The sequence below is a fragment of the Enterobacter sp. RHBSTW-00593 genome (assembly GCF_013784105.1).
Classification (GTDB): domain Bacteria; phylum Pseudomonadota; class Gammaproteobacteria; order Enterobacterales; family Enterobacteriaceae; genus Enterobacter; species Enterobacter ludwigii.
In genome coordinates this window covers 4170002-4191607 of record NZ_CP056393.1, presented here as the reverse complement: position 1 = coordinate 4191607, position 21606 = coordinate 4170002, and the positions used below count along the sequence as shown (strand labels likewise).

General features: G+C 55.3%; 23 protein-coding genes and 1 tRNA gene. 14 read left to right on the top strand and 10 right to left on the bottom strand.

Features of this window, described 5'->3' with window-relative positions; genetic code table 11:
- Positions 1-5: 5 nt before the first annotated feature.
- The 12 genes from HV242_RS20065 (at position 6) to HV242_RS20005 (ending at position 11024) form a co-directional block, all read left to right on the top strand.
- Positions 6-914: a baseplate assembly protein gene (locus tag HV242_RS20065; protein WP_050737307.1), complete on the top strand. Its 909-nt coding sequence runs from the start codon at positions 6-8 to the stop codon at positions 912-914.
- Positions 907-1437 carry a phage tail protein I gene (locus HV242_RS20060; protein WP_040018803.1) on the top strand — a complete coding sequence of 177 codons (531 nt, stop codon included), beginning with the start codon at positions 907-909 and terminating at the stop codon, positions 1435-1437. The genes HV242_RS20065 and HV242_RS20060 overlap by 8 nt, the downstream gene beginning before the upstream one ends.
- 11 nt (positions 1438-1448) lie before the next feature.
- Positions 1449-3707, top strand: coding sequence for a tail fiber protein (locus HV242_RS24360; RefSeq protein ID WP_050737306.1), 2259 nt, complete (start codon positions 1449-1451; stop codon positions 3705-3707).
- 1 nt (position 3708) lies between these two features.
- Positions 3709-4140, top strand: coding sequence for a tail fiber assembly protein (locus tag HV242_RS20045; protein WP_025202977.1), 432 nt, complete (start codon positions 3709-3711; stop codon positions 4138-4140).
- Positions 4141-4453: 313 nt separating this feature from the next.
- A complete protein-coding gene (locus HV242_RS20040; RefSeq protein WP_025202978.1) occupies positions 4454-5641 on the top strand; it encodes a phage tail sheath protein in 1188 nt (395 codons plus the stop codon).
- A gap of 11 nt (positions 5642-5652) precedes the next feature.
- On the top strand, positions 5653-6171 hold the full coding sequence (locus tag HV242_RS20035; RefSeq protein WP_014171681.1) for a phage major tail tube protein: 519 nt from the start codon (positions 5653-5655) through the stop codon (positions 6169-6171).
- A 56-nt stretch (positions 6172-6227) separates the two neighbouring features.
- Complete coding sequence (locus HV242_RS20030; protein ID WP_014171680.1) at positions 6228-6536, top strand: phage tail assembly protein; 309 nt, start codon at positions 6228-6230, stop codon at positions 6534-6536.
- Positions 6537-6568: 32 nt separating this feature from the next.
- Complete coding sequence (locus tag HV242_RS20025; protein WP_014171679.1) at positions 6569-6688, top strand: GpE family phage tail protein; 120 nt, start codon at positions 6569-6571, stop codon at positions 6686-6688.
- Positions 6681-9128 (top strand): phage tail tape measure protein, encoded by a 2448-nt coding sequence (locus tag HV242_RS20020; RefSeq protein WP_044866168.1) that lies wholly within the window; start codon positions 6681-6683, stop codon positions 9126-9128. The genes HV242_RS20025 and HV242_RS20020 overlap by 8 nt, the downstream gene beginning before the upstream one ends.
- An 11-nt stretch (positions 9129-9139) precedes the next feature.
- Positions 9140-9604: a phage tail protein gene (locus HV242_RS20015; RefSeq protein WP_014171677.1), complete on the top strand. Its 465-nt coding sequence runs from the start codon at positions 9140-9142 to the stop codon at positions 9602-9604.
- A complete protein-coding gene (locus HV242_RS20010) occupies positions 9601-10755 on the top strand; it encodes a phage late control D family protein (protein WP_044866169.1) in 1155 nt (384 codons plus the stop codon). Before HV242_RS20015 ends, HV242_RS20010 begins: the two co-directional genes overlap by 4 nt.
- Positions 10756-10823: 68 nt before the next feature.
- Positions 10824-11024: an ogr/Delta-like zinc finger family protein gene (locus tag HV242_RS20005; RefSeq protein ID WP_025202983.1), complete on the top strand. Its 201-nt coding sequence runs from the start codon at positions 10824-10826 to the stop codon at positions 11022-11024.
- 81 nt (positions 11025-11105) lie between these two features.
- Here the strand turns inward: HV242_RS20005 and HV242_RS20000 are convergent.
- Positions 11106-11181, bottom strand: a tRNA-Ile gene (locus HV242_RS20000).
- Between the two features lie 124 nt (positions 11182-11305).
- On the opposite strand from HV242_RS20000, the gene mug reads away from it, so the two are divergent.
- Complete coding sequence (mug, locus tag HV242_RS19995) at positions 11306-11812, top strand: G/U mismatch-specific DNA glycosylase (protein WP_025202984.1); 507 nt, start codon at positions 11306-11308, stop codon at positions 11810-11812.
- 82 nt (positions 11813-11894) lie between these two features.
- Here the strand turns inward: mug and rpoD are convergent, their stop codons facing one another.
- The 3 genes from rpoD to rpsU all read right to left on the bottom strand — a co-directional run bounded on the left by rpoD (position 11895) and on the right by rpsU (position 15968).
- Positions 11895-13742 carry an RNA polymerase sigma factor RpoD gene (gene rpoD, locus HV242_RS19990; RefSeq protein WP_020883616.1) on the bottom strand — a complete coding sequence of 616 codons (1848 nt, stop codon included), beginning with the start codon at positions 13740-13742 and terminating at the stop codon, positions 11895-11897.
- 150 nt (positions 13743-13892) lie between these two features.
- The gene (dnaG, locus tag HV242_RS19985) at positions 13893-15638 is read right to left on the bottom strand and encodes a DNA primase (protein WP_025202985.1); all 1746 of its coding nucleotides are present in this window, start codon (positions 15636-15638) and stop codon (positions 13893-13895) included.
- A 114-nt stretch (positions 15639-15752) separates the two neighbouring features.
- The gene (gene rpsU / locus HV242_RS19980; protein WP_001144069.1) at positions 15753-15968 is read right to left on the bottom strand and encodes a 30S ribosomal protein S21; all 216 of its coding nucleotides are present in this window, start codon (positions 15966-15968) and stop codon (positions 15753-15755) included.
- Between the two features lie 236 nt (positions 15969-16204).
- Here rpsU and tsaD point away from each other — a divergent pair, with 236 nt between their 5' ends.
- The gene (gene tsaD, locus HV242_RS19975; RefSeq protein WP_020883618.1) at positions 16205-17218 is read left to right on the top strand and encodes a tRNA (adenosine(37)-N6)-threonylcarbamoyltransferase complex transferase subunit TsaD; all 1014 of its coding nucleotides are present in this window, start codon (positions 16205-16207) and stop codon (positions 17216-17218) included.
- Positions 17219-17258: 40 nt separating this feature from the next.
- On the opposite strand, the gene ureG is transcribed toward tsaD, so the two are convergent.
- From ureG to HV242_RS19945, 6 genes are read right to left on the bottom strand one after another with little or no spacing between them, the layout of a single operon-like run.
- On the bottom strand, positions 17259-17876 hold the full coding sequence (ureG, locus tag HV242_RS19970) for an urease accessory protein UreG (RefSeq protein ID WP_014171666.1): 618 nt from the start codon (positions 17874-17876) through the stop codon (positions 17259-17261).
- Positions 17877-17885: 9 nt separating this feature from the next.
- A complete protein-coding gene (locus HV242_RS19965) occupies positions 17886-18560 on the bottom strand; it encodes an urease accessory protein UreF (RefSeq protein WP_014171665.1) in 675 nt (224 codons plus the stop codon).
- Entirely contained in the window at positions 18560-19099 is a 540-nt protein-coding gene (locus HV242_RS19960) for a HupE/UreJ family protein (RefSeq protein WP_020883621.1), read from the bottom strand. Before HV242_RS19960 ends, HV242_RS19965 begins: the two co-directional genes overlap by 1 nt.
- 9 nt (positions 19100-19108) lie before the next feature.
- Positions 19109-19579, bottom strand: a complete 471-nt coding sequence (gene ureE, locus HV242_RS19955) for an urease accessory protein UreE (RefSeq protein ID WP_050737305.1) — start codon at positions 19577-19579, stop codon at positions 19109-19111.
- Positions 19580-19588: 9 nt separating this feature from the next.
- Positions 19589-21292: an urease subunit alpha gene (ureC, locus tag HV242_RS19950; RefSeq protein WP_050737304.1), complete on the bottom strand. Its 1704-nt coding sequence runs from the start codon at positions 21290-21292 to the stop codon at positions 19589-19591.
- Complete coding sequence (locus HV242_RS19945) at positions 21285-21599, bottom strand: urease subunit beta (protein WP_040018813.1); 315 nt, start codon at positions 21597-21599, stop codon at positions 21285-21287. The genes ureC and HV242_RS19945 overlap by 8 nt, the downstream gene beginning before the upstream one ends.
- Positions 21600-21606 lie beyond the last annotated feature (7 nt).

Genomic DNA, 21606 nt, shown 5'->3' with positions numbered 1-21606 from the left:
ACGCTATGGCTATTGTTGATCTGAGCCAGCTCGCCGCGCCGGATGTCGTGGAGGAGGTGGATTACGAAACGCTGCTGGCAGAACGAAAGGCCACTTTTGTCTCGCTCTATCCCGAAGAAGAGCAGGAGGCAATTGCACGAACGCTGACGCTTGAGTCGGAACCGATTGTGAAACTGCTGCAGGAGAATGCGTATCGGGAAGTTATCTGGCGCCAGCGCGTTAACGAGGCCGCGCGTGCGGTCATGCTGGCCTACGCCACCGGTAGCGATCTCGACCAGCTTGGAGCTAACGCTAACCTTGCGCGTCTGGTGATAACGCCTGCCGACGACACGACGTTTCCGCCCACGCCGGCAGTGATGGAGTCTGACACCGACTTTCGTTTGCGCATCCAGCAAGCCCCGGAAGGGCTGAGCGTGGCGGGATCGACGGGGGCTTATCAGTTCCATGGCCGCAGCGCGGATGGCCGGGTGGCGGACATCTCTGTCATCAGTCCTCAGCCTGCGAACGTTACCGTCTCCGTGCTGTCCCGGGAGAATAACGGCGTGGCGTCTGAAGAGCTGCTGGCCATTGTGCGCAACGCGCTGAACGATGAGGACGTCAGGCCCGTTGCCGATCGTGTGACCGTTCAGTCCGCCAGCATTGTCGACTACCGCATTGCGGCTTCTCTTTTCCTCTTCCCAGGTCCCGAAAGCGAGCCACTGCTCAACGCGGCAAGGGCCCGGCTGCAGGCCTATATAACGGCACAGCACCGGCTCGGGCGGGATATTCGTAAGTCCGCCATTTACGCTGCACTGCATGTTGAGGGTGTACAACGCGTCGAACTGACCGCGCCTGCGGCCGATATTGTGCTTGATGAAACTCAGGCCTCATGGTGCAGCCAGTACAGCGTAACCGTTGGGGGAAACGATGAGTAATGCCCGATTGTTACCGGTGGGGTCGTCGCCGCTTGAGGTCGCGGCGGCGCGCGCCTGTGCCGACATTGAGAATACCCCCGTCCCGCTTCGTCACCTCTGGAATGCCGACACCTGTCCGGCAAATCTGTTGCCCTGGCTGGCGTGGGCGTTTTCGGTTGACCGCTGGGATGAAAACTGGCCGGAGGCCACCAAGCGCGATGTTATCCGCAATGCATGGTTTATCCATGCACACAAAGGAACGATCGGCGCAGTACGCCGCGTGGTGGAGCCACTTGGCTATCTGATCAACGTGACGGAGTGGTGGCAAACCAACGACCCGGCAGGCACGTTTCGCCTGGACATTGGCGTGCTGGAAACCGGCATCACCGAAGAAATGTATTACGAAATGGAGCGGCTTATTGCTGATGCAAAGCCTGCCAGCCGACATCTTATCGGCCTCAATATCATTCAGGACGTTCCGGGCTATCTCTATACCGGTGCCCTGAGCTATGACGGCGACATCATCACGGTTTACCCCGGATAAGTGAGAGCACAATGACAGTGAAGTATAAAACGGTTATCACCAAAGCCGGCGCCGAAAAACTGGCTGCCGCAACCGTCCCGAACGGGAAGAAAGTGAATTTTACGGCGATGGCGGTGGGTGATGGCGGCGGGCAACTCCCGACGCCAAATGCCAGCCAGACGAAACTCATCAATGAGGTCTGGCGTCATGCGCTGAACAAAATCAGCCAGGACAAAAAGAATAAAAATTATGTCGTGGCGGAGCTGCTGATCCCTCCGGAGATCGGCGGATTCTGGATGCGTGAAATGGGGCTCTATGATGATGCCGGGACGCTGATTGCTGTCGGCAATATGGCTGAAAGTTACAAACCTGCACTCGCTGAAGGATCGGGACGTGCGCAGACTGTGCGTATGGTCATCATGGTGAGTGATATCGCTTCGGTTGAGTTGACGATTGACACCTCAACGGTGATGGCGACGCAGGATTACGTCGACGACAAACTTACCGAGCACGAGCAGTCCCGACGCCATCCTGATGCTTCTCTGACGGCAAAAGGTTTTACTCAGCTCAGTAGTGCGATCGACAGTGTCTCTGAAGTCGTTGCCGCGACGCCAAAAGCGGTGAAGGTCGCGTATGACCTGGCTAAAGGGAAATATACAGCTCAGGATGCCAGCACGGCACAAAAGGGTATCGTCCAGCTCAGTAGTGCGATCGACAGCGTGTCTGAGGTGCTGGCCGCAACGCCTAAAGCGGTAAAGGCCACCTATGACCTGGCCAAAGGGAAATATACGGCTCAGGATGCCAGCCCGTCACAAAAAGGTATCGTCCAGCTCAGTAGTGCGATCGACAGCGTGTCTGAGGTGCTGGCCGCAACGCCTAAAGCGGTAAAGGCCACCTATGACCTGGCCAAAGGGAAATATACGGCTCAGGATGCCACCACGGCGCAAAAAGGTATCGTCCAGCTCAGCAGCGCCATTGACAATGTATCTGAGACACTGGCCGCGACGCCGAAAGCGGTGAAGACTGCGTATGACAACGCCATTTCAGCAAATAAAAATGCCAGTGAGCGCGTTAGTAAAGCTGGTGACAGTATGACCGGCACAATTAATCAGGACGGAGTAAAGCAAAACGACTATCTCCAGACTGGATTAAGTACCGGTACTCGTGGTGAAAAAAACTATCTTCGCAGGATGCGAGGCGGTGAAGGGGATACGATATGGCATGAAACGGTGCAGCAAGGAAATTGGCGACTTGCTACTGGCGCAACGGATGGTCAGGATGAGATTAATATTAGTACATCAACTGGTGTGCGTGCTCGTCTCGAAATTACTTCATTAAATGCGAATGGCCTGCGTATTGCCTATGGAGATTACGGAACGTTCTGGCGAAACGACGGCTCGAACCTTTACCTGATGCTGACGAATAAAGGCGATAAATTTGGGGGATATAATGCACTTCGTCCATTACGTGTAAGCCTTGAAACGGGAGCGCTACTGTCAGAAACGCCTTTTACTGTTGGCAACACTATCTTTGCTTCAAAGGAAATCACAGCAGGTTATAGCGGTGCATTTGCATTTGCTGAACAGTATCAAACTAAAGCACCATTTTTTAATTCATATTCCACAATCGGAGCGAGTGAATACCATCCGGTGATCAAACAAGTGGCGACCATTACCAGTAAAAACTCTTATGCGTTTTCAATGGGTTCTCTGGTGAGCGGAACAACACTGTCATGGTATCTGCATATGAAAGGAAGTGGTGGGCAGGATGCGAGTTACAAATGGGATACTGAGGGCAACTTTTCCGCGCCAGGGCAACTTATACCGGGCAGTTTTGCCAATTTTGACGCCCGCTATTACACGAAAGCGCAGTCAGATGCCGGTTATATGCCTAAAACCAGTGCGTATACTAAAACCGAAAGTGATGGACGTTTTCAGGCGAAAGGCAGCTACACACCTGCTGGCCAGGCTTATACCAAAGCTGAATCGGATGCTCGTTATGGAACGGGAAGAACCACGACGGGTAACAATAGCGCTTATTATACCCATGGCAATGGCACTGTTTTTATGCAGGCAGTTAGAAGTATTGCAGTCGGCAATAACACTGCTGTGACTGTCACCCTGCCAACGTCATTCCCTAATGGTATTTTAGGTACTGGTGTCAGTTATTTTGGAAGCGGTGGTAATAATTCCGATTCATTTTATCTTTGCACACCTGTTGGGAAAAATCAGGTCAAAATAGAAACGCATAACTGTAACGGTACATTTTCATTAATTGTGGCAGGCTATTGAGATGAAAAAATATTTTAGTAACTCAGATAGCAGCTTTTATCTTGAAGACACTATTCAGGTTTACGAAGCTCAAGGTATTGCTGTTCCTCCAGATTTGAAGGAGATCTCAGAACAGGAATACGAATCTTTCATGGTATCACCTGACAGGATGACTCCTCATTACAATGTTAATAAAAGTTGCATGGAATGGGTTGAAATTGCCCCGCCATCACATGAAGAGTATATTTATAATGCCCAGTCAATGAAGTCGAGGTTATTGTCTCTGGCGACACAAGCTATCTCACCTCTTCAGGATGCCGTTGATTTATCTATGGCGACTGAAGCGGAAATTCTCTCTTTACAGCAGTGGAAGAAATACCGGGTATTGCTTAATCGTGTTGATACCAACAACGCACCGGATATTATCTGGCCTGACGCTCCGTCTAACAATTAACACAAAGCCCGCGTATGTCGCGGGCTTCATTTTTTATTTCTTCTAAACACTAACCCATCATTACACTCTATCCTTCCCCGACAGCAACCGGCATTGTCATACCTACATTTTTCGCGAGATAAGATAAAAAACCTTCATGATTGCTTTGAGTAAGCATTTCGCCTTTTTTTAATCGCTACCGTCAATATTTTTTTCTGGCAAACCTACGTCCTGCCATTATGCGTTGTGCTGTAACTTCACCAACGGCATTTCATTTCTAATATTTCGAACTCACCACAAAATGATGACTCCACTACACCACGGAGTTAAACGGATGGGCGACTATCATCACGGCGTGGAAGTCATCGAAATCAACGATGGCACCCGCACCATTTCCACCGTCTCGACGGCAATCATCGGCATGGTCTGTACGGCCAGCGATGCGGACGACAAGACATTTCCTTTAAACGAGCCTGTGCTCATTACCAACGTGCAAACTGCGATTGCGAAAGCCGGGAAAATGGGGACGTTGTCCGCTTCCCTGCAGGCGATTGCCGATCAGTGTAAACCGGTTGTTGTTGTCGTGCGTGTCGCTGAAGGCACCGCTGATACCGCTGAGGAAGCACAGAAAGAGACTATCTCTAATATCATCGGTACAACCGATGAAAACGGTAAATATACCGGTCTGAAAGCGCTCCTTACCGCGAAAACGGTCACTGGCGTTAAGCCACGTATTCTCGGTGTTCCGGGGCTGGATTCTCAGGAAGTGGCGACCGCGCTGGCCGCCATGTGCCAGAGCCTGCGCGCGTTTGGCTATGTCAGTGCATGGGGTTGTAAAACCATTTCAGCCGCTATCGATTACCGCAAAAACTTCAGTCAGCGCGAGTTGATGGTGATTCACCCTGATTTTCTGGCGTGGGATACCACCACCAACACGACGACCCACGCCTGGGCCACTGCACGTGCTCTCGGCCTGCGCGCCAAAATCGACCAGACGATTGGCTGGCACAAAACCCTGTCCAACATCGGCGTTAACGGTGTCACAGGTGTAAGCGCCTCCGTGTCCTGGGATCTGCAGGAACAAGCGACCGATGCGAACCTGCTTAACCAGGCCGGCGTCACCACGCTTATTCGTAACGACGGCTTCAAATTCTGGGGCAACCGTACCTGTTCAGACGATCCGCTCTTCGTCTTTGAAAACTACACCCGTACCGCGCAGGTGTTGGCCGATACCATGGCCGAAGCACACGCATGGGCAATGGATAAACCCATTACGCCAACGCTCATCCGCGACATCGTTTCCGGTATCAATGCCAAATTCCGTGAGCTGAAAACCAACGGCTATATCGTTGATGGCACTTGCTGGTATGACCCGGAATCAAATGATGCATCGACCCTGAAAGCGGGGAAATTGTACATCGATTACGACTACACCCCTGTCCCGCCGCTGGAGAACCTGACCCTGCGCCAGCGCATCACCGATACCTATCTGGCAGACCTGTCCGATTCGGTTAACAGCTAAGGAGCTGAAGTATGGCGTTACCACGCAAACTTAAATATCTGAACATGTTCAACGATGGCCTGAGCTATATGGGCGTTGTTGAGTCTGTCACCTTACCGAAGCTCACCCGCAAACTGGAGAAGTATCGCGGCGGCGGTATGCCGGGCTCGGTCTCCGTCGACCTCGGCCTGGACGATGATGCCCTGGCGCTTGAGTGGACCATTGGCGGTCTGCCGGACGTCGCGCTGTGGGCACAGTATGCCTCTCCGGGCGCGGACAGCGTGCCTCTGCGATTTACCGGCTCCTTCCAGCGTGACGACACGGGCGAAATCTCCGCCGTCGAAATCGTCATGCGAGGCCGTCATAAAGAGTTTGATGGTGGTGAAAACAAGCAGGGCGAGAGCGGCACCACCAAGATGTCCACCGAGTGCGCTTACTACCAGCTGACCATCGATGGCAAAGAGATCATCGAAATTGACATCATCAACATGGTGCTGAAAGTCGACGGCGTCGATCGTCTGGCGGAACACCGTAAGGCGATTGGCCTGTAAACCTTTAACCGGCCGGGACTGCCGGCCGGTAAGTTAACTTTCTGAAGAGTAACGAAATGGAAAATATCAACGAGACCGTCATTAACGAAAGCGAAAACCCGAACACCATTACGCTCGACACCCCCGTTCTGCGCGGCGAGCAAAAAATCGAAAAGGTGACCGTCGCAAAACCTAACGCGGGGACCCTGCGTGGGGTATCGCTGGCGTCGCTGGCACAATCTGACGTCGATGCGCTGATTAAAGTGCTGCCGCGAATGACCTCGCCGGCCCTGACCGAGCATGAGATTGCGCGTCTGGATGCTTCCGATCTGCTCTCTTTTGCGGGCAAGGTGATCGGTTTTTTGTCACCGGCTTCGGCTCGCTAAAATTTCCCGAAAACCTGTCGGTCGATGATCTGATGGCGGATATCGCGGTGATCTTTCACTGGCCGCCGTCAGAGCTGTACTCGCTGAGCATGACCGAACTCCTTATATGGCGCGAAAAGGCGCTGCAGCGAAGCGGAAACTACCATGAGTAATAATGTCAGACTTCAGGAGTTGCTTAAGGCAGTCGACCGGGCAAGCCGACCGCTTAACGCTATCCAGAACGCCAGTCTCTCTCTCGCGGCCAGTATCCGCGATTCTGAGGCGGCGTTGCGCGCGCTTGATGAACAGGCGGGCCGCATTAACGGCTTCAGAAAAGCCAACGAACAACTCGCCGTGACGGGGCAGTCTCTTGCCCGGGCGAAACAGCAGACCGCGGAGCTGGCGCTCCAGCTCAAAAACACCCAGAACCCAACCCGTGACCAGGCGGATGCGCTGGCGGCAGCCCGCCAATCTGCCGCCGCGCTTAAGCTTGAGTACAACAATTTACGCCAGTCGGTGCAGCGCCAGCGCGGTGAGCTGGCGCAGGCAGGGATTAATACGCGCACGCTGTCGTCAGATGAGCGTCGTTTAAGACAGGGTATCAGCGAAAAAACGCTACAACTAAATCGACATAAAGAGGCGCTTGCCAGGGTCAATCAGCAACAGGAGCGGCTTAATACCGTTCAGAACCGCTATGAGTCTGGCAAACGTGTTGCCGCGGGTGTGCAGCAGTTTGCTAATGTGAGCGCAGGAATGGCAAAGGCGGGCTTTAATCAGACGTCCCGCTTTATTGCCCCAGGCATCCGTTTTGAAAAGCAGATGTCTGCCATACAGGCAAGCCTGGGTCTGCAGAAGGGGGATACCAGGCTGGAGGCCATTCGCCAGCAGGCACGGGATGTCAGCGTCAGTACAGGAACCTCTACAGATGTGGTCACCCGGGCGCAGGGCGAGCTGGCCCGATCAGGCTATGACGCCGACGGGGTGGTGGCCGCCACTGTGCCGACGGTTAACCTCAGCCTCGCAGGGAATATTGATGCCGCAAAAGCGGTCGACATCATCCGCAGCACGCAGGCCTCGTTTAACCTGGCGAATACGGATGTTGAACGCGTTGCAGATGTCCTTACCCGCGGTTTCACTGCGTCCAATACCAGTCTCACCGAACTGAGTACCGCCGTTGCATCCGCCGCACCTGCCGCCGGAGAAGCCGGCGCCAGCCTTGAGGAGACCACCGCGCTGCTTGGTATTCTGATGGAAAAGGGGATGAAAGGTGCCGATGCCGGCGCAGAGGTTAGCGCCATGTTGAGCCGCCTGCAGACGCCGGATGGGCAGCGTTCTGCAGCGCTGAATGAACTGAAGGTGCAAACCCGGGATGGCGAGGGTAATCCACTGCCGACAGAGAATATCCTCAAGGCGATCTCTGCCTCATTCGAAAACAGCAAAATCGGTGCGGCTCAACAAACGGAATACCTGAAGGCCATTTTCGGTGCGGATGCGATGCAAGGCGCAGGCGTACTGGTTTCAGCGGCTGGGAATGGAACGCTGGATAACAAGCGCCAGACACTCCAGGGCGCGAGGGGGAGCACCGCGCTGACAGCCTCGGTTCAGGGCGATAACCTCGAGGGTGATATCAGCAAGTTCCAGGCTGCATTAAACGGCCTGAGGATTGATGTCTTTGATAAGGCCGATGGTGCCCTGCGCACGCTGATCTCAACCGCGACCGGATGGCTTAGTACGCTCTCTCTCTGGGTCAATGCTAACCCTGCACTGACGCAAGCCCTGGTCAGCGTGGTTATGGGCGCACAAGCCTTTGCCGGTGTCCTGGGCACGCTAGGTATGGTGGTCGCCCCCATTGTGTCAGGCCTGAATCTGGTGATAACCGCTGCCGGGATGCTGGGCACGGTATTCAGCGTAGTGGGGGGGAGCATCATGACGGTGCTGGGCGCCCTGAGCTGGCCCGTTATTGCTCTCGGAGCGGCAATTGCCGCCGGCGCTTTACTGATTCTTAAATACTGGGAGCCCATTAGCGCCTTCTTTGGCGGGGTGATTGAGGGGCTTTCTGCGGCCTTCGCGCCGCTGGGCGAGCTGTTCTCTCCGCTGTTACAGGCCTTTGGTTTCATTTCAGAAAAACTGGGCGGGATCTGGCAGTGGTTCATCGATCTGATTGCGCCGATTAAGGCGACGCAGGAAACGCTCGACAGCTGCAAAAATGTCGGCGTGGCGTTCGGTCAGGCGCTGGGAGATGCGCTAATGGCGCCGCTAAATCTCTTTAACAGCCTGCGCGGCAAGGCCAGCTGGCTGCTGGAGAAACTCGGCGTCATAAAAAAAGAGTCGGGCAATATCGACTCGGCTGTACCGAAAGAAGGCACCTCCTCTGCTGACGCCGGCAGTGCCTGGGACCCGGCGTCACCTGTTTACAGCGGCTTCATGGGATACCAGCCGATGGCAGCAGCGGGAGGGCGTTCTTACATCGATCAGAGTAAAAGTGAATACAACTTCACGCTGCAGGGAAGCGCAGCCTCCGGAACGGATCTGACTCGTCAAATCCGGGAGGCTATAGAGAGCAGTGAGCAGGAAAAAGCGAGACGGCAGCAATCCAGCTTTATGTATGGTTAAGGAGAGAGAAAATGTTAATGGTGCTGGGTCTGTTTGTCTTTGAACGACGAACCTTACCGTATCAGTCAATGGTATTTACAAAAGACTACCGCTGGGCATCCAACGAACGCATCGGGAAACCCAAAGCCTGGCAGTACCTTGGCGAAGGTGAGACATCCTTTAACCTTTCCGGATTACTTTACCCGGAACTCACGGGAGGGCGGCTTTCTCTCAAGGCGGTTGAGCTGATGGCGAATGAAGGGCGGGCATGGCCGTTGATAGACGGTACCGGCATCATTCACGGCATGTTTATCATTGAGAAAGTCACGCATACGCATTCGGATTTTTACAGCGATGGCACTGCCCGGAAAATTGATTTTACCCTGGTACTGAAACGCGTGGACGAATCGCTGATGACGACGTTTGGCGACCTGAGAACGCAAGCCTCAGAGCTGGTGGAAAGCGCACGTAATAGCATTGGAGGGCTGGTGGGATGATCACCGAAATGAATATCCGGGCGGGTGGGAAAATCGCCCCTGATTTTATGCTTAAGCTTGACGAGCGCGATATCACGCAAAATTTCAGCCATCGTCTTATCAGTTTGACCATGACCGACAAACGTGGGCTGGAAGCCGATCAGCTGGATATTCTACTGGATGATTCCGACGGGTTGTTAGACCTGCCTGCCCGGGGGGCAAGACTGTCCTTATGGCTGGGATGGGAAGGAACACCGCTCCAGCCGAAAGGGGACTTTACGATAGATGCGATTGAATTCCGGGGCACGCCGGACACGCTGACCATCCGAGGATGCAGCGCCGATTTTCGTGGGAAGCTCAACGTGCGGCGCGAACAGTCGTGGCATGACACGACGATCGGCGCGATAGTCAACACCATTGCTCAGCGTAACCGGTTTACCGCCAGCGTCGGGGCGGGACTTGCATCCATCGCCATTTCTCATATCGATCAGTCTCAGGAGACTGACGCGGCGTTTCTCTCCCGCCTGGCCGAACGTAATGGTGCATTTGTTTCAATCAAAGCCGGGAAGGTTATTTTTATGAAAGCGGGCCATGCCGTGACGGCCAGTGGCACACCGCTTCCCTTAATGATGATTGAACGTGGAGATGGCGATCGGCACCTTTTTTCCGTCGCTGACCGTGAAAATTATTCCGGCGTGACGGCCAAATGGCTGCAAACGCGTGACCCAAAACAACAAAATACTCAATTGAGTATTAATCGTCAGCCCGGGGGGCAGCCGACAGAAGGACTACAGCACCCGGATGCCGCTACACCGGTAGCGGGAGCAGGAGGCAAGGCAGAGAAGCCGCAAGAGAGGCTGGTGGGATCGGCGGAAAACGTTTTTGAGCTCACCACGGTTTATGCCTCTGAAGAGCAGGCGCTCAGGGCTGCGGAGGCGAAGTGGCGCGCGCTTCAGCGGGGTACCGTGAATTTTTCCATCCAGCTGGCGCTGGGACGCGCCGATCTGTATCCCGAAACGCCGGTGCTGGTCAACGGCTTTAAACGGGTCATTGACGAGCAGGCGTGGATTATCAACGAGGTGGTTCATACTCTCAGCGAGAGTGGATTTACCACGCAACTTAAGCTTGAGCTGAACGTCGTCGATGAAAAATTTTCTATCGGAAATGAGTAATGTATTTGGCTATTGATTTCTTTTTGGGTATTATTAATTCACAAATTGTGAATTATGTGGAGGGGTACATGTTTCATTGTCCTAAGTGCAAGCATTCCGCGCATGCGCGTACCAGTCGCTATTTAAGTGAAAATACCAAAGAGCGCTATCACCAGTGCACCAATGTGGACTGCAGCTGTACGTTCGTGACGATGGAGTCCGTGGAGCGTCTGATTGCGACACCTGGCGCCGCTGAGCGTGTCCGAACGGCTTCGCAGACCCACGGTTAGAGACTGCGCCACCGGCTCAAAAAAACCAATAAAAAAGCCACTCAATCGAGTGGCTTAATCATTTGATTCTACAGCTAAATTTGGTGGCCCCTGCTGGACTTGAACCAGCGACCAAGCGATTATGAGTCGCCTGCTCTAACCACTGAGCTAAGGGGCCGTGGCGGTGAATTATAGAGGAACTCCCTTCAGCAATCCAGCCATTCACACCTGCCTGCTGTTTTTATAAACAATGCATAATCAATCCTTTATACTTCCATAAGGATGTATCAATGGGAGTAGAGATGATCAACGATATTCTGGCCCCGGGCTTGCGGGTGGTGTTTTGCGGGATTAACCCTGGGAAGTCCTCGGCGCACACCGGTTTTCACTTTGCCCATCCGGGGAATCGCTTCTGGAAGGTTATCTACCAGGCCGGGTTTACCGACAGGCTACTGAAGCCTGAAGAGGAGCAACACCTGCTGGATACGCGCTGCGGGATTACCATGCTGGTCGAGCGGCCCACGGTACAGGCGAGTGAGGTGAACCTGCATGAACTGCGCAGCGGTGGGCGGGAGCTGATTAAGAAGATTGAAGATTATCAGCCGGCAGCGCTGGCCATCCTGGGCAAGCAGGCTTACGAACAGGCGTTCAGTCAGCGCGGTGCGCAGTGGGGCAAACAGGCCATCACCATTGGCGTCACGCAGGTGTGGGTGCTGCCAAACCCGAGCGGGCTTAACAGGGCAACGCTGGATAAGCTGGTGGAGGCGTATCGGGAGCTGGATGAGGCCCTGGTTGTGCGTGGGCTGTAGGGCGGTGTTTCCTTGTTCCTGAGGGGCGGAGAAAATGCAAAAAAAAGCTCCCCAAAGGGAGCTTTTTCACTGACAGGATCGATTAATCGTCCAGGAAGCTACGCAGTACTTCAGAGCGGCTTGGATGGCGCAGTTTACGCAGCGCCTTCGCTTCGATCTGACGGATACGTTCGCGGGTAACGTCGAACTGTTTACCCACTTCTTCCAGCGTGTGGTCGGTGTTCATATCGATACCGAAACGCATACGCAGCACTTTTGCTTCACGGGCGGTCAGGCCAGCCAGAACGTCGTGCGTTGCAGCACGCAGGCTCTCGGTCGTCGCAGAGTCCAGCGGCAGCTCGAGGGTGGTATCCTCGATGAAATCACCCAGATGCGAATCTTCATCATCACCGATTGGTGTTTCCATGGAGATTGGCTCTTTGGCGATCTTCAGCACTTTACGGATCTTGTCTTCCGGCATCAGCATGCGCTCAGCCAGCTCTTCCGGCGTTGGCTCGCGGCCCATCTCCTGCAGCATCTGGCGGGAGATACGGTTGAGCTTGTTGATGGTCTCAATCATATGCACCGGAATACGGATGGTGCGCGCCTGATCCGCGATAGAGCGGGTGATAGCCTGACGGATCCACCAGGTAGCATAGGTGGAGAACTTATAACCACGACGGTATTCAAACTTATCAACCGCTTTCATCAGACCGATGTTGCCTTCCTGAATCAGATCCAGGAACTGCAGGCCACGGTTGGTGTACTTCTTGGCGATAGAGATAACCAGACGCAGGTTCGCTTCAACCATCTCTTTCTTCGCACGGCGGGCTTTCGCTTCACCGATGGACATACGACGGTTGATGTCTTTAACCTGCTCAATGGTCAGGCCGGTCTCTTCTTCAATCTGATGCAGTTTCTGCAGGCCGCGGAACACGTCTTCTTTCACGTCATGCAGTTTTTCAGACCACGGCTTGTTCATCGCGATAGCCGCGTTGAACCAGGTTTCGCTGGTTTCGTTGCCGGTGAAGAGGGTGATGAAGTTCTTCTTCGGCATTTTGCACTGCTCAACGCACAGTTTCATGATGATGCGTTCCTGGGTACGTACGCGATCCATCATCACGCGCATGCTGTTAACCAGGTAGTCGAACTGTTTAGGCACCAGACGGAACTGTTTGAAGACTTCAGACAGTTTCAGGATCTCTTCCTGTGCGGCTGCGTGGCTGCGACCTTTTGCTTTGATGGTGTCACGCGTGACTTCGTACTGGGTACGCAGCTCGGCAAACTTCTCGCGCGCCAGCTCCGGGTCGATGCTGTTGTCATCATCGGCGGTGTCGTCGTCGGCATCTTCCTCATCTTCGTCTTCGTCATCATCCATCTCTTCCTGAGACAGTTCAGAACCCACGTGAGTGGCGGTCGGTGCCATATCTTCTTCAGCGTTCGGGTCGACAAAACCGGTGATCAGGTCAGACAGGCGCGCTTCTTCCGCTTCAACACGATCGTACTGCTCCAGCAGATAGGTGATCGCTTCAGGGTATTCGGCAACAGAGCACTGAACCTGGTTGATCCCGTCTTCGATGCGTTTCGCGATGTCAATTTCGCCTTCGCGGGTCAACAGTTCAACGGTACCCATTTCGCGCATGTACATGCGGACCGGGTCAGTGGTACGCCCGATTTCAGATTCCACGCTGGACAGGACCTGTGCAGCAGCTTCTTCCGCATCTTCGTCAGTGTTGTTGGAGGTTTCAGCCAGCAACAGATCATCGGCATCAGGTGCTTCTTCCATCACCTGAATACCCATGTCATTGATCATTTGGATGATGTCTTCGATTTGATCTGAATCGACGATATCTTCCGGCAGATGGTCATTGACCTCGGCATAGGTCAGATAGCCTTGCTCCTTACCGCGTTGGACAAGAAGTTTCAGCTGTGACTGCGGGTTTTGCTCCATAAGACGGTATCCACACTTAATTCGTTTGATTGGTGTCGGCGATGGGGCTGCCAACCTTTAAAGCGAGGGCGTACTTATATTTGTGCCGCTGCCTCTCAGTGCGGCTGCCGGGGGCTTCCCGATCGATATTCGGCACTTAAGCCGTTGAATTCATTTTTTTGCCAGCTCCTGGTTCAGCATCCAGAGTTCCCGGCGTTCTTCGCTGCTTAAGCCGTGTGTGCGCTCGCGAGCTATCAACTCTTCCTGGCGCAGCTCAAGCATCGAGTCAAACATATGGTTGAGTGAGTCGGTGAACGTTTTTTCTGCAATGTCCTTATCTGCTATATCGTCCCACATCGACAGTTTTTCAAGGGTAGCAGCCTCTTTTGTGCCGCGATAATGTTCTAAAAGTTGTCCGGTGGTCAGACCTGGCTGAGACAAACAAGTGTTGACCAATTCTGAAAATAAGCCAAGCCCGGGCAATTTTTCGTGGTTCAAACCCGCCAGTGATGGCACTTGCGGAGCAAGTTCGGGGTTTTGAACCAGTAACCCTATCAGTATACGCATGGTTGTGCGTTTTAGCTGAGGCGCGGGACGAACCGCACCGTTTTCAGACTGTTTAGGCATTAAACGTTCAAGCTGGCTGTCATCCAGAATGCCGAGCTTGTTGCCTAGCTCCTGACGCAGATAGATGCGCAGCGTTTCGCCGGGCACCTGACTGATTAACGGCAGCGCCAGCGTGCTGAGCTGCGCGCGCCCGTCAGGGGTACTCAAATCGACCTGCGGCATCAGGCTGTTAAACAAAAACGTGGAGAGCGGCTGAGCCTGCTCCATCCGCGCTTCAAACGCCGCTTTGCCCTCTTTACGCACCAGCGTATCCGGGTCTTCACCGTCGGGCAGGAACATAAAGCGTAACTGACGCCCGTCGGTCATATAAGGCAGTGCGGTTTCCAGCGCACGCCAGGCGGCGTCGCGCCCTGCACGGTCACCGTCGTAACAGCAGATGACATTGTTAGTCACCCTGTACAGCAGCTGAATGTGATCGGCTGTGGTCGAGGTGCCCAGAGATGCAACCGCATAGTTAATGTCGTACTGCGCCAGCGCGACGACATCCATATAGCCTTCGACGACCAGAAGGCGCGGAGGTTCCGCGTTATCCTTCAGCGCCTCATAAAGACCGTAAAGCTGGCGGCCTTTATGAAAAATATCGGTCTCCGGGGAGTTGAGGTACTTCGGCAGGGCATCACCCAGCACGCGACCACCAAAACCAATCACCCGGCCACGCTTGTCGCGGATCGGGAACATCACCCGTTCGCGGAAGCGGTCATAGCTTCGTCCCTGGTCATTGGTGACCAGCATGCCGGCATCGATAAGAGACTTACGATCTTCGCTATTGCCGCCAAAACGCTTTAACACGTTGTCCCAGCCGGGCGGGGCGTAACCAATAGCGAAACGCGCAATCACATCGTCACTCAGTCCGCGCGCTGTCAGGTACTGACGCGCAGGCTCAGCAGCAGCGTGCTTAAGAGACTGTTGATAAAACGAGTTCAGACCATCCATCAGTTGGTACAGCGTCTGCCGTTGATGGCGCTCGATCTGGCTTGGCCCACTGCCTGCTTCATACGGCACTTCAAGGTTGTGCATCGCCGCCAGCTCTTCGACGGTTTCAACGAACTCGAGCTTGTCGTAGTTCATTAAAAAATCGACAGCATTACCGTGAGCACCACAGCCGAAGCAATGGTAAAACTGCTTTTCACCGTTAACGGTGAAGGAGGGGGTTTTTTCGTTATGGAAAGGACAGCACGCATGGTAGTTCTTGCCCTGCTTTTTCAGCTTTACCCGCGCGTCGATGAGATCGACGATGTCGGTTCTGGCTAGCAGGTCATTGATGAATACGCGTGGGATTCGTCCGGCCATATGCCCCAAAAATTTTAGTAACTCATAAACGAAAACAAGCCGCGCATTCCTTCCGGAAGCACGGCCTTACGACTACAACTCTGTCTGTCATTGAGGGCTGAGGCCCTCAACTGATTAGTACAGACGAGTACGGCGTGCGTTTTCGCGAGCCAGTTTCTTCGCGTGACGTTTCACAGCAGAAGCTTTAGCGCGCTTACGTTCGGTCGTTGGTTTTTCATAGAACTCACGACGACGAACTTCAGCCAGAACACCTGCTTTCTCGCATGAACGTTTGAAGCGACGCAGTGCAACGTCGAACGGCTCGTTTTCACGTACTTTAATTACCGGCATGTAACTCTCACCTTTGATAAATTCGGTTTGCCGCTGGCATCAACGCCAGCTTATTTCAAAATGGTGCGGAATTTTACTGCAAATGCTGCTGCTTTGTAAAGCACCGACGCGTTTTTGAAAGGGACTTTAATAAGGGTGAGGAGTATACACGAGGCTTCTTCCTGGGGCGAACAAAGTTTTACATCAATCCGCATTGGCCCTACACTGCGCGGTATTGAAACGAGGTAAAACAAGTCATGCGTGTACTGGGTATTGAAACATCCTGCGATGAGACCGGCATCGCCATTTACGACGACGAAAAAGGGCTTCTTGCCAACCAACTGTATAGTCAGGTGAAATTACACGCTGACTACGGCGGCGTCGTGCCTGAACTGGCTTCTCGTGACCACGTGCGTAAAACGGTTCCCCTGATTCAGGCGGCGCTGAAAGAAGCCGGGTTGAGCTCTACTGATATTGATGCTGTAGCGTATACCGCAGGCCCGGGCCTGGTGGGTGCGCTGCTGGTCGGCGCAACGGTGGGCCGTTCGCTGGCATTCGCGTGGGATGTGCCGGCCATTCCGGTTCACCATATGGAAGGGCATCTTCTGGCGCCGATGCTGGAAGATAATCCGCCTGCGTTTCCTTTTGTGGCGTTGCTGGTTTCAGGTGGCCATACCCAGCTGATTAGCGTAACGGGGATTGGCAAGTATGAGCTGCTCGGCGAGTCCATTGACGACGCAGCCGGTGAGGCCTTCGACAAAACGGCCAAACTGCTGGGTCTGGATTATCCTGGCGGTCCGATGCTCTCGAAAATGGCATCGCAGGGCACGGAAGGGCGTTTCGTCTTCCCGCGTCCGATGACTGACCGTCCAGGGCTGGATTTCAGCTTTTCCGGTCTGAAAACCTTCGCGGCCAATACCATTCGCAATAATGACGATAGCGAGCAGACCCGTGCTGATATCGCCCGTGCGTTCGAAGACGCGGTGGTCGATACCCTGATGATCAAATGCAAACGCGCACTGGAAAAGACCGGCTTTAAGCGTCTGGTGATGGCCGGGGGCGTCAGCGCCAACCGCACGCTGCGTGCAAAACTCGCGCAGATGATGCAAAAGCGTGGTGGGGAAGTATTTTATGCCCGTCCGGAATTCTGTACCGATAACGGGGCGATGATCGCCTACGCGGGTATGGTACGTCTGAACGCTGGCGCGACCGCCGATCTGAGCGTCTCTGTACGTCCACGCTGGCCGCTGGCGGAGTTGCCGGAGGCGTAATGTCTGACCCTCTCCCGCCAGGGAGAGGGGAGTTATACGGTTACACCCGCAACATCCCTTTCTCTTCCAGAAATGTCACGATCGTCGCCAGTCCGTCGCCCGCCTTCAGATTGGTGAAGGTCCACGGGCGCTCGCCGCGCATGCGGTTGGTGTCACGCTCCATCACCTCCAGTGAGGCCCCCACATAGGGTGCCAGGTCGGTTTTGTTGATCACCAGAAAATCGGATTTGGTTATCCCTGGGCCGCCCTTACGCGGGATCTTCTCCCCTTCAGCGACGTCAATCACATAGATTGTCAGGTCAGCCAGCTCCGGGCTGAAGGTGGCGCTCAGGTTGTCACCGCCGCTTTCAACGAAGATCAGGTCCAGATTGCCGAACTTTTCGCTTAACGCTTCCACTGCCGCCAGGTTCATTGAGGCATCTTCGCGGATTGCGGTATGCGGGCAACCGCCCGTCTCCACGCCCACGATGCGCTCTGGCTCAAGGGCCCCCGCTTCGGTGAGAATGCGCTGATCCTCTTTGGTGTAGATATCGTTGGTCACCACTGCCAGGTGATAGGTGTCGCGCATTGCTTTGCAGAGTGCTTCCAGTAACGCGGTTTTGCCCGACCCCACCGGGCCGCCCACGCCCACGCGCAGGGGATGTTTGTAATCAGCCATGTTGTCTCCTCAGGAACGGAATAATCGTGAATATTGTGTTTCGTGGCGCGCAGAGGCGATGGCCGACAGCGGCGTTGCCGCACCCAGCGCGTCGTCGCCACGCAAAAAAGCCGGTTCAAGCCCGGCGGCAAAGTGGTCGCTCAGGTCGATAATCAGCTGCTGCGCCGTCTGTTGCCCGAACGGCACCAGCTTGACGCCCGCCATGACCGCGCTCTCAATCCAGCTGTAGCCCAGGCTCAGGGCCAGCTCATGGGCGCTAATGCCCCAGCGTACTCCCAGCCACGCCATCCCGCTGAGCTGGCTTTGCATAAACAGCGTCCGCCACTCTGCCGGACAGTCCGGCTCCCAGCTTTTGAGCAGGCGCGTAAAGGCCGCCCCGCGGTTGCGTTCCTCATCACGCAGTTCACGCGTTTCCCGGCAGGCGAGAAGGTAGGCCGTCCAGCGTGTTGCCGTCGCCAAATCGTTTTGCTCGCACGCCTGATAAAGTCGGGAAAACAGCGGCAGATCGACACAGAACAAGCTCTGCTCCATCTGCAGGATCTGCCAGTTTTTGAACGCCTCAGCATCGGGGACCCAGCCTGCTTCTACGGCCCACTCCAGCCCCTGCGACCAGGTGAATGACCCGACCGGAAGGCTGCTGCTGGAGAGCTGCATCAGGCGCAGCCGCTGGCGGACGTGCTCCATCAGCTCATCAGCGCCAGCAGCGCAGAGACAATCAGCCCGCCACCAAAGGTTTTACGCAACCCGTCGTGACGGCGCAGCAGTAACCCGGCGGCGAAGCTGGCGCACAGCACCGTGGCACTGGCAAACATAAAGCCGCTGGTGAAGAGCCAGAAGTTGTGGCCAGACATCTCTACCCCGTGCGCCCAGCCGTGGAACATTGCCAGCGCCGGCACGGCCAACAGCAGGCGATTTTCGGTTTTAAACATCATCGCGCCGCAGACCGCCAGCGAGGCGATAATCAGCATTTCCATGCCGCTAAAGCCGCCAAGCAGGCTGCCTGCAACGGCCCCGGCCAGCATCATGCCGAGAGTGGCGAGAGGCAGCAGTAGCTTGCGCCCGCTCAGGGCCGAAAGTACGCCCGCACCGGTTAGCATCAGCAGATGATCAAGACCCGTCAGCGGATGGAAAAAACCGGCCTGAAAGCTGTCTGTGCCGTGTCCGGGATGCGCCAGGGCAGGAAGAGAAAAGGCCAGCAGTAGCAGAGGTAAAAACGTACGCATGATGAATCCTTAATGTGAATGAGCGTGAGAGTGACTATGACTATGGCTGTGGGCATCGCTGGTATACGCCCCCGCTTCCGGTTCAAACGGGAGGGTGGCAAATGTCACCTCGAGCCCGAACTGGCGCAGCATGTCATCGAGCACATGATCGTGGTGGTAGCGCAGCTCGCCGGGCATGATCTGCAGCGGCACGTGGCGGTTGCCGAGGTGGTAGCAGGCGCGGGCGAGCAGGAACGGATCGTCGCAGCGCACCACGGAGACCGATTCCGGCGCGGCGATCACCTCGATCACCTCGCTGCCGTCGTCAGTGGTCAGCAGATCTCCCCCGCGCAGCAGCAGGCCGCGCGGCAGCATCAGCCCGGCTTCGCGGCCGTCATTCAGCGCCACGCGGGCACGGCTTTTTACCCGGACATCAATCGGCAGCGTGACGCTGGCGGTTATCGGATGGGCATGGTCAAGGCGTTGGGTCAGGTAGATCATCGTCACTCCTTAAAACAGGAAATAGCGTTGGGCCATCGGCAGAACGTCTGCCGGCTCGCTGGTAATGAGCTCGCCATCAACGCGAACCTCGTAAGTTTGTGCGTCAACGGTGATGTTGGGCTGCAGACTGTTGTGGATCATGTCGGCCTTTTTTACCGTGCGGCAGCCTTTTACGACGGCTATGCCGCTCTGCAGACTGAGCTGGTGCGAAATGCCCTTCGCATCGGCAGCCTGGGAGACAAACGTCAGCCGTGTTGCATGGCGTGCGGCACCCAGCGAGCCAAACATCGGACGGTAATGGACCGGTTGCGGCGTTGGGATAGAGGCGTTGATATCCCCCATCGGGGCGCAGGCGATCATCCCGCCTTTCACAATGGTGGCGGGTTTGACGCCAAAGAACGCGGGGGACCAGACCACTAAATCCGCCAGTTTCCCGGTCTCAATCGAGCCCACTTCATGAGCAATCCCGTGGGTTAGCGCCGGGTTAATGGTGTATTTGGCGATATAGCGTTTCACGCGGTAGTTATCGTTGTTCCCGGTCTCTTCCGGCAGTGCGCCGCGCTGAACCTTCATACGGTGCGCCACCTGCCAGGTACGAATAATCACTTCGCCGACGCGACCCATTGCCTGGGAGTCGGACGAGGTCAGCGAGAAGGCACCGATATCGTGAAGGACATCTTCCGCGGCGATGGTCTCCCGGCGAATGCGTGATTCAGCAAAGGCGACGTCCTCGGCGATATCCGGGTCGAGGTGGTGACATACCATCAGCATGTCGAGATGCTCGTCGATGGTATTCACCGTGTAGGGCAGCGTCGGGTTAGTGGAGGAGGGCAGAATATTCGGGTGCGCGCAGGCAGTAATAATATCCGGTGCATGTCCGCCGCCCGCCCCTTCCGTATGGAAGGTGTGAATGGTCCGTCCGCCGATAGCCGCCAGCGTGTCCTCAACAAACCCGGATTCGTTCAGCGTGTCGCTGTGCAGCGCCACCTGAATATCCATCTCCTCCGCCACCGCCAGTGAGCAGTTGATGGCTGCAGGCGTCGCGCCCCAGTCTTCGTGGATCTTCAGCCCGATGGCACCCGCTGCGATCTGCTCGCGCAGGGCATCAGGGTTGGAACCATTACCTTTGCCAAGCAGGCCGATATTCACCGGGAGTGTATCGGCCGCCTGCAACATTCGCGCGATATACCAGGGCCCCGGCGTACAGGTCGTGGCGTTGGTGCCTGCCGCAGGGCCCGTGCCCCCGCCAATCATGGTGGTGACGCCAGAGACCAGCGCCTCTTCCGCCTGCTGCGGGCAGATCCAGTGGATGTGCGTGTCGATCCCGCCGGCGGTGACAATTTTCCCTTCGGCGGCTATCACTTCTGTCGCTGCGCCAATTGGGATCGTGACCCCGGGCTGTATATCCGGGTTGCCGGCTTTACCCACGGCAAAGATCCGCCCGTTTTTTACGCCAATATCGGCTTTAACGATCCCCCAGTGATCGATAATCAGCGCGTTGGTCAGCACCAGATCCACGCAGCCGTCGGATGTCATCTGCCCCTGGCCCATACCGTCGCGGATCACCTTCCCGCCACCGAATTTGACCTCTTCGCCGTAGACCGTGAGATCGTTTTCCACTTCTATCCACAGCTCGCTGTCGGCCAGACGCACTTTATCGCCAGTGGTGGGGCCGAACATATCGGCGTAGGCCTGACGTGAAATTTCAGCCATTTTTCACCTCTCCCATCACCTCGCCGCGAAAGCCGAAAATACGCTGCGCGCCGCTGACCTGAACCAGCGTCACCTCGCGCTTCTGTCCGGGTTCGAAACGCACGGCGGTGCCTGCCGGAATATTCAGCCGATAGCCTTTGGTGGCTTCCCGGTCGAATTTCAGCGCCGGGTTAATCTCATAAAAGTGGTAGTGCGATCCCACCTGGATCGGTCTGTCGCCATGGTTTTCGACGATCACGTTTTGCGTGTCTCGCCCAACGTTGATCGTAATGTTTCCGGATTGGATCTGGTATTCGCCTGGGATCATCACGCGC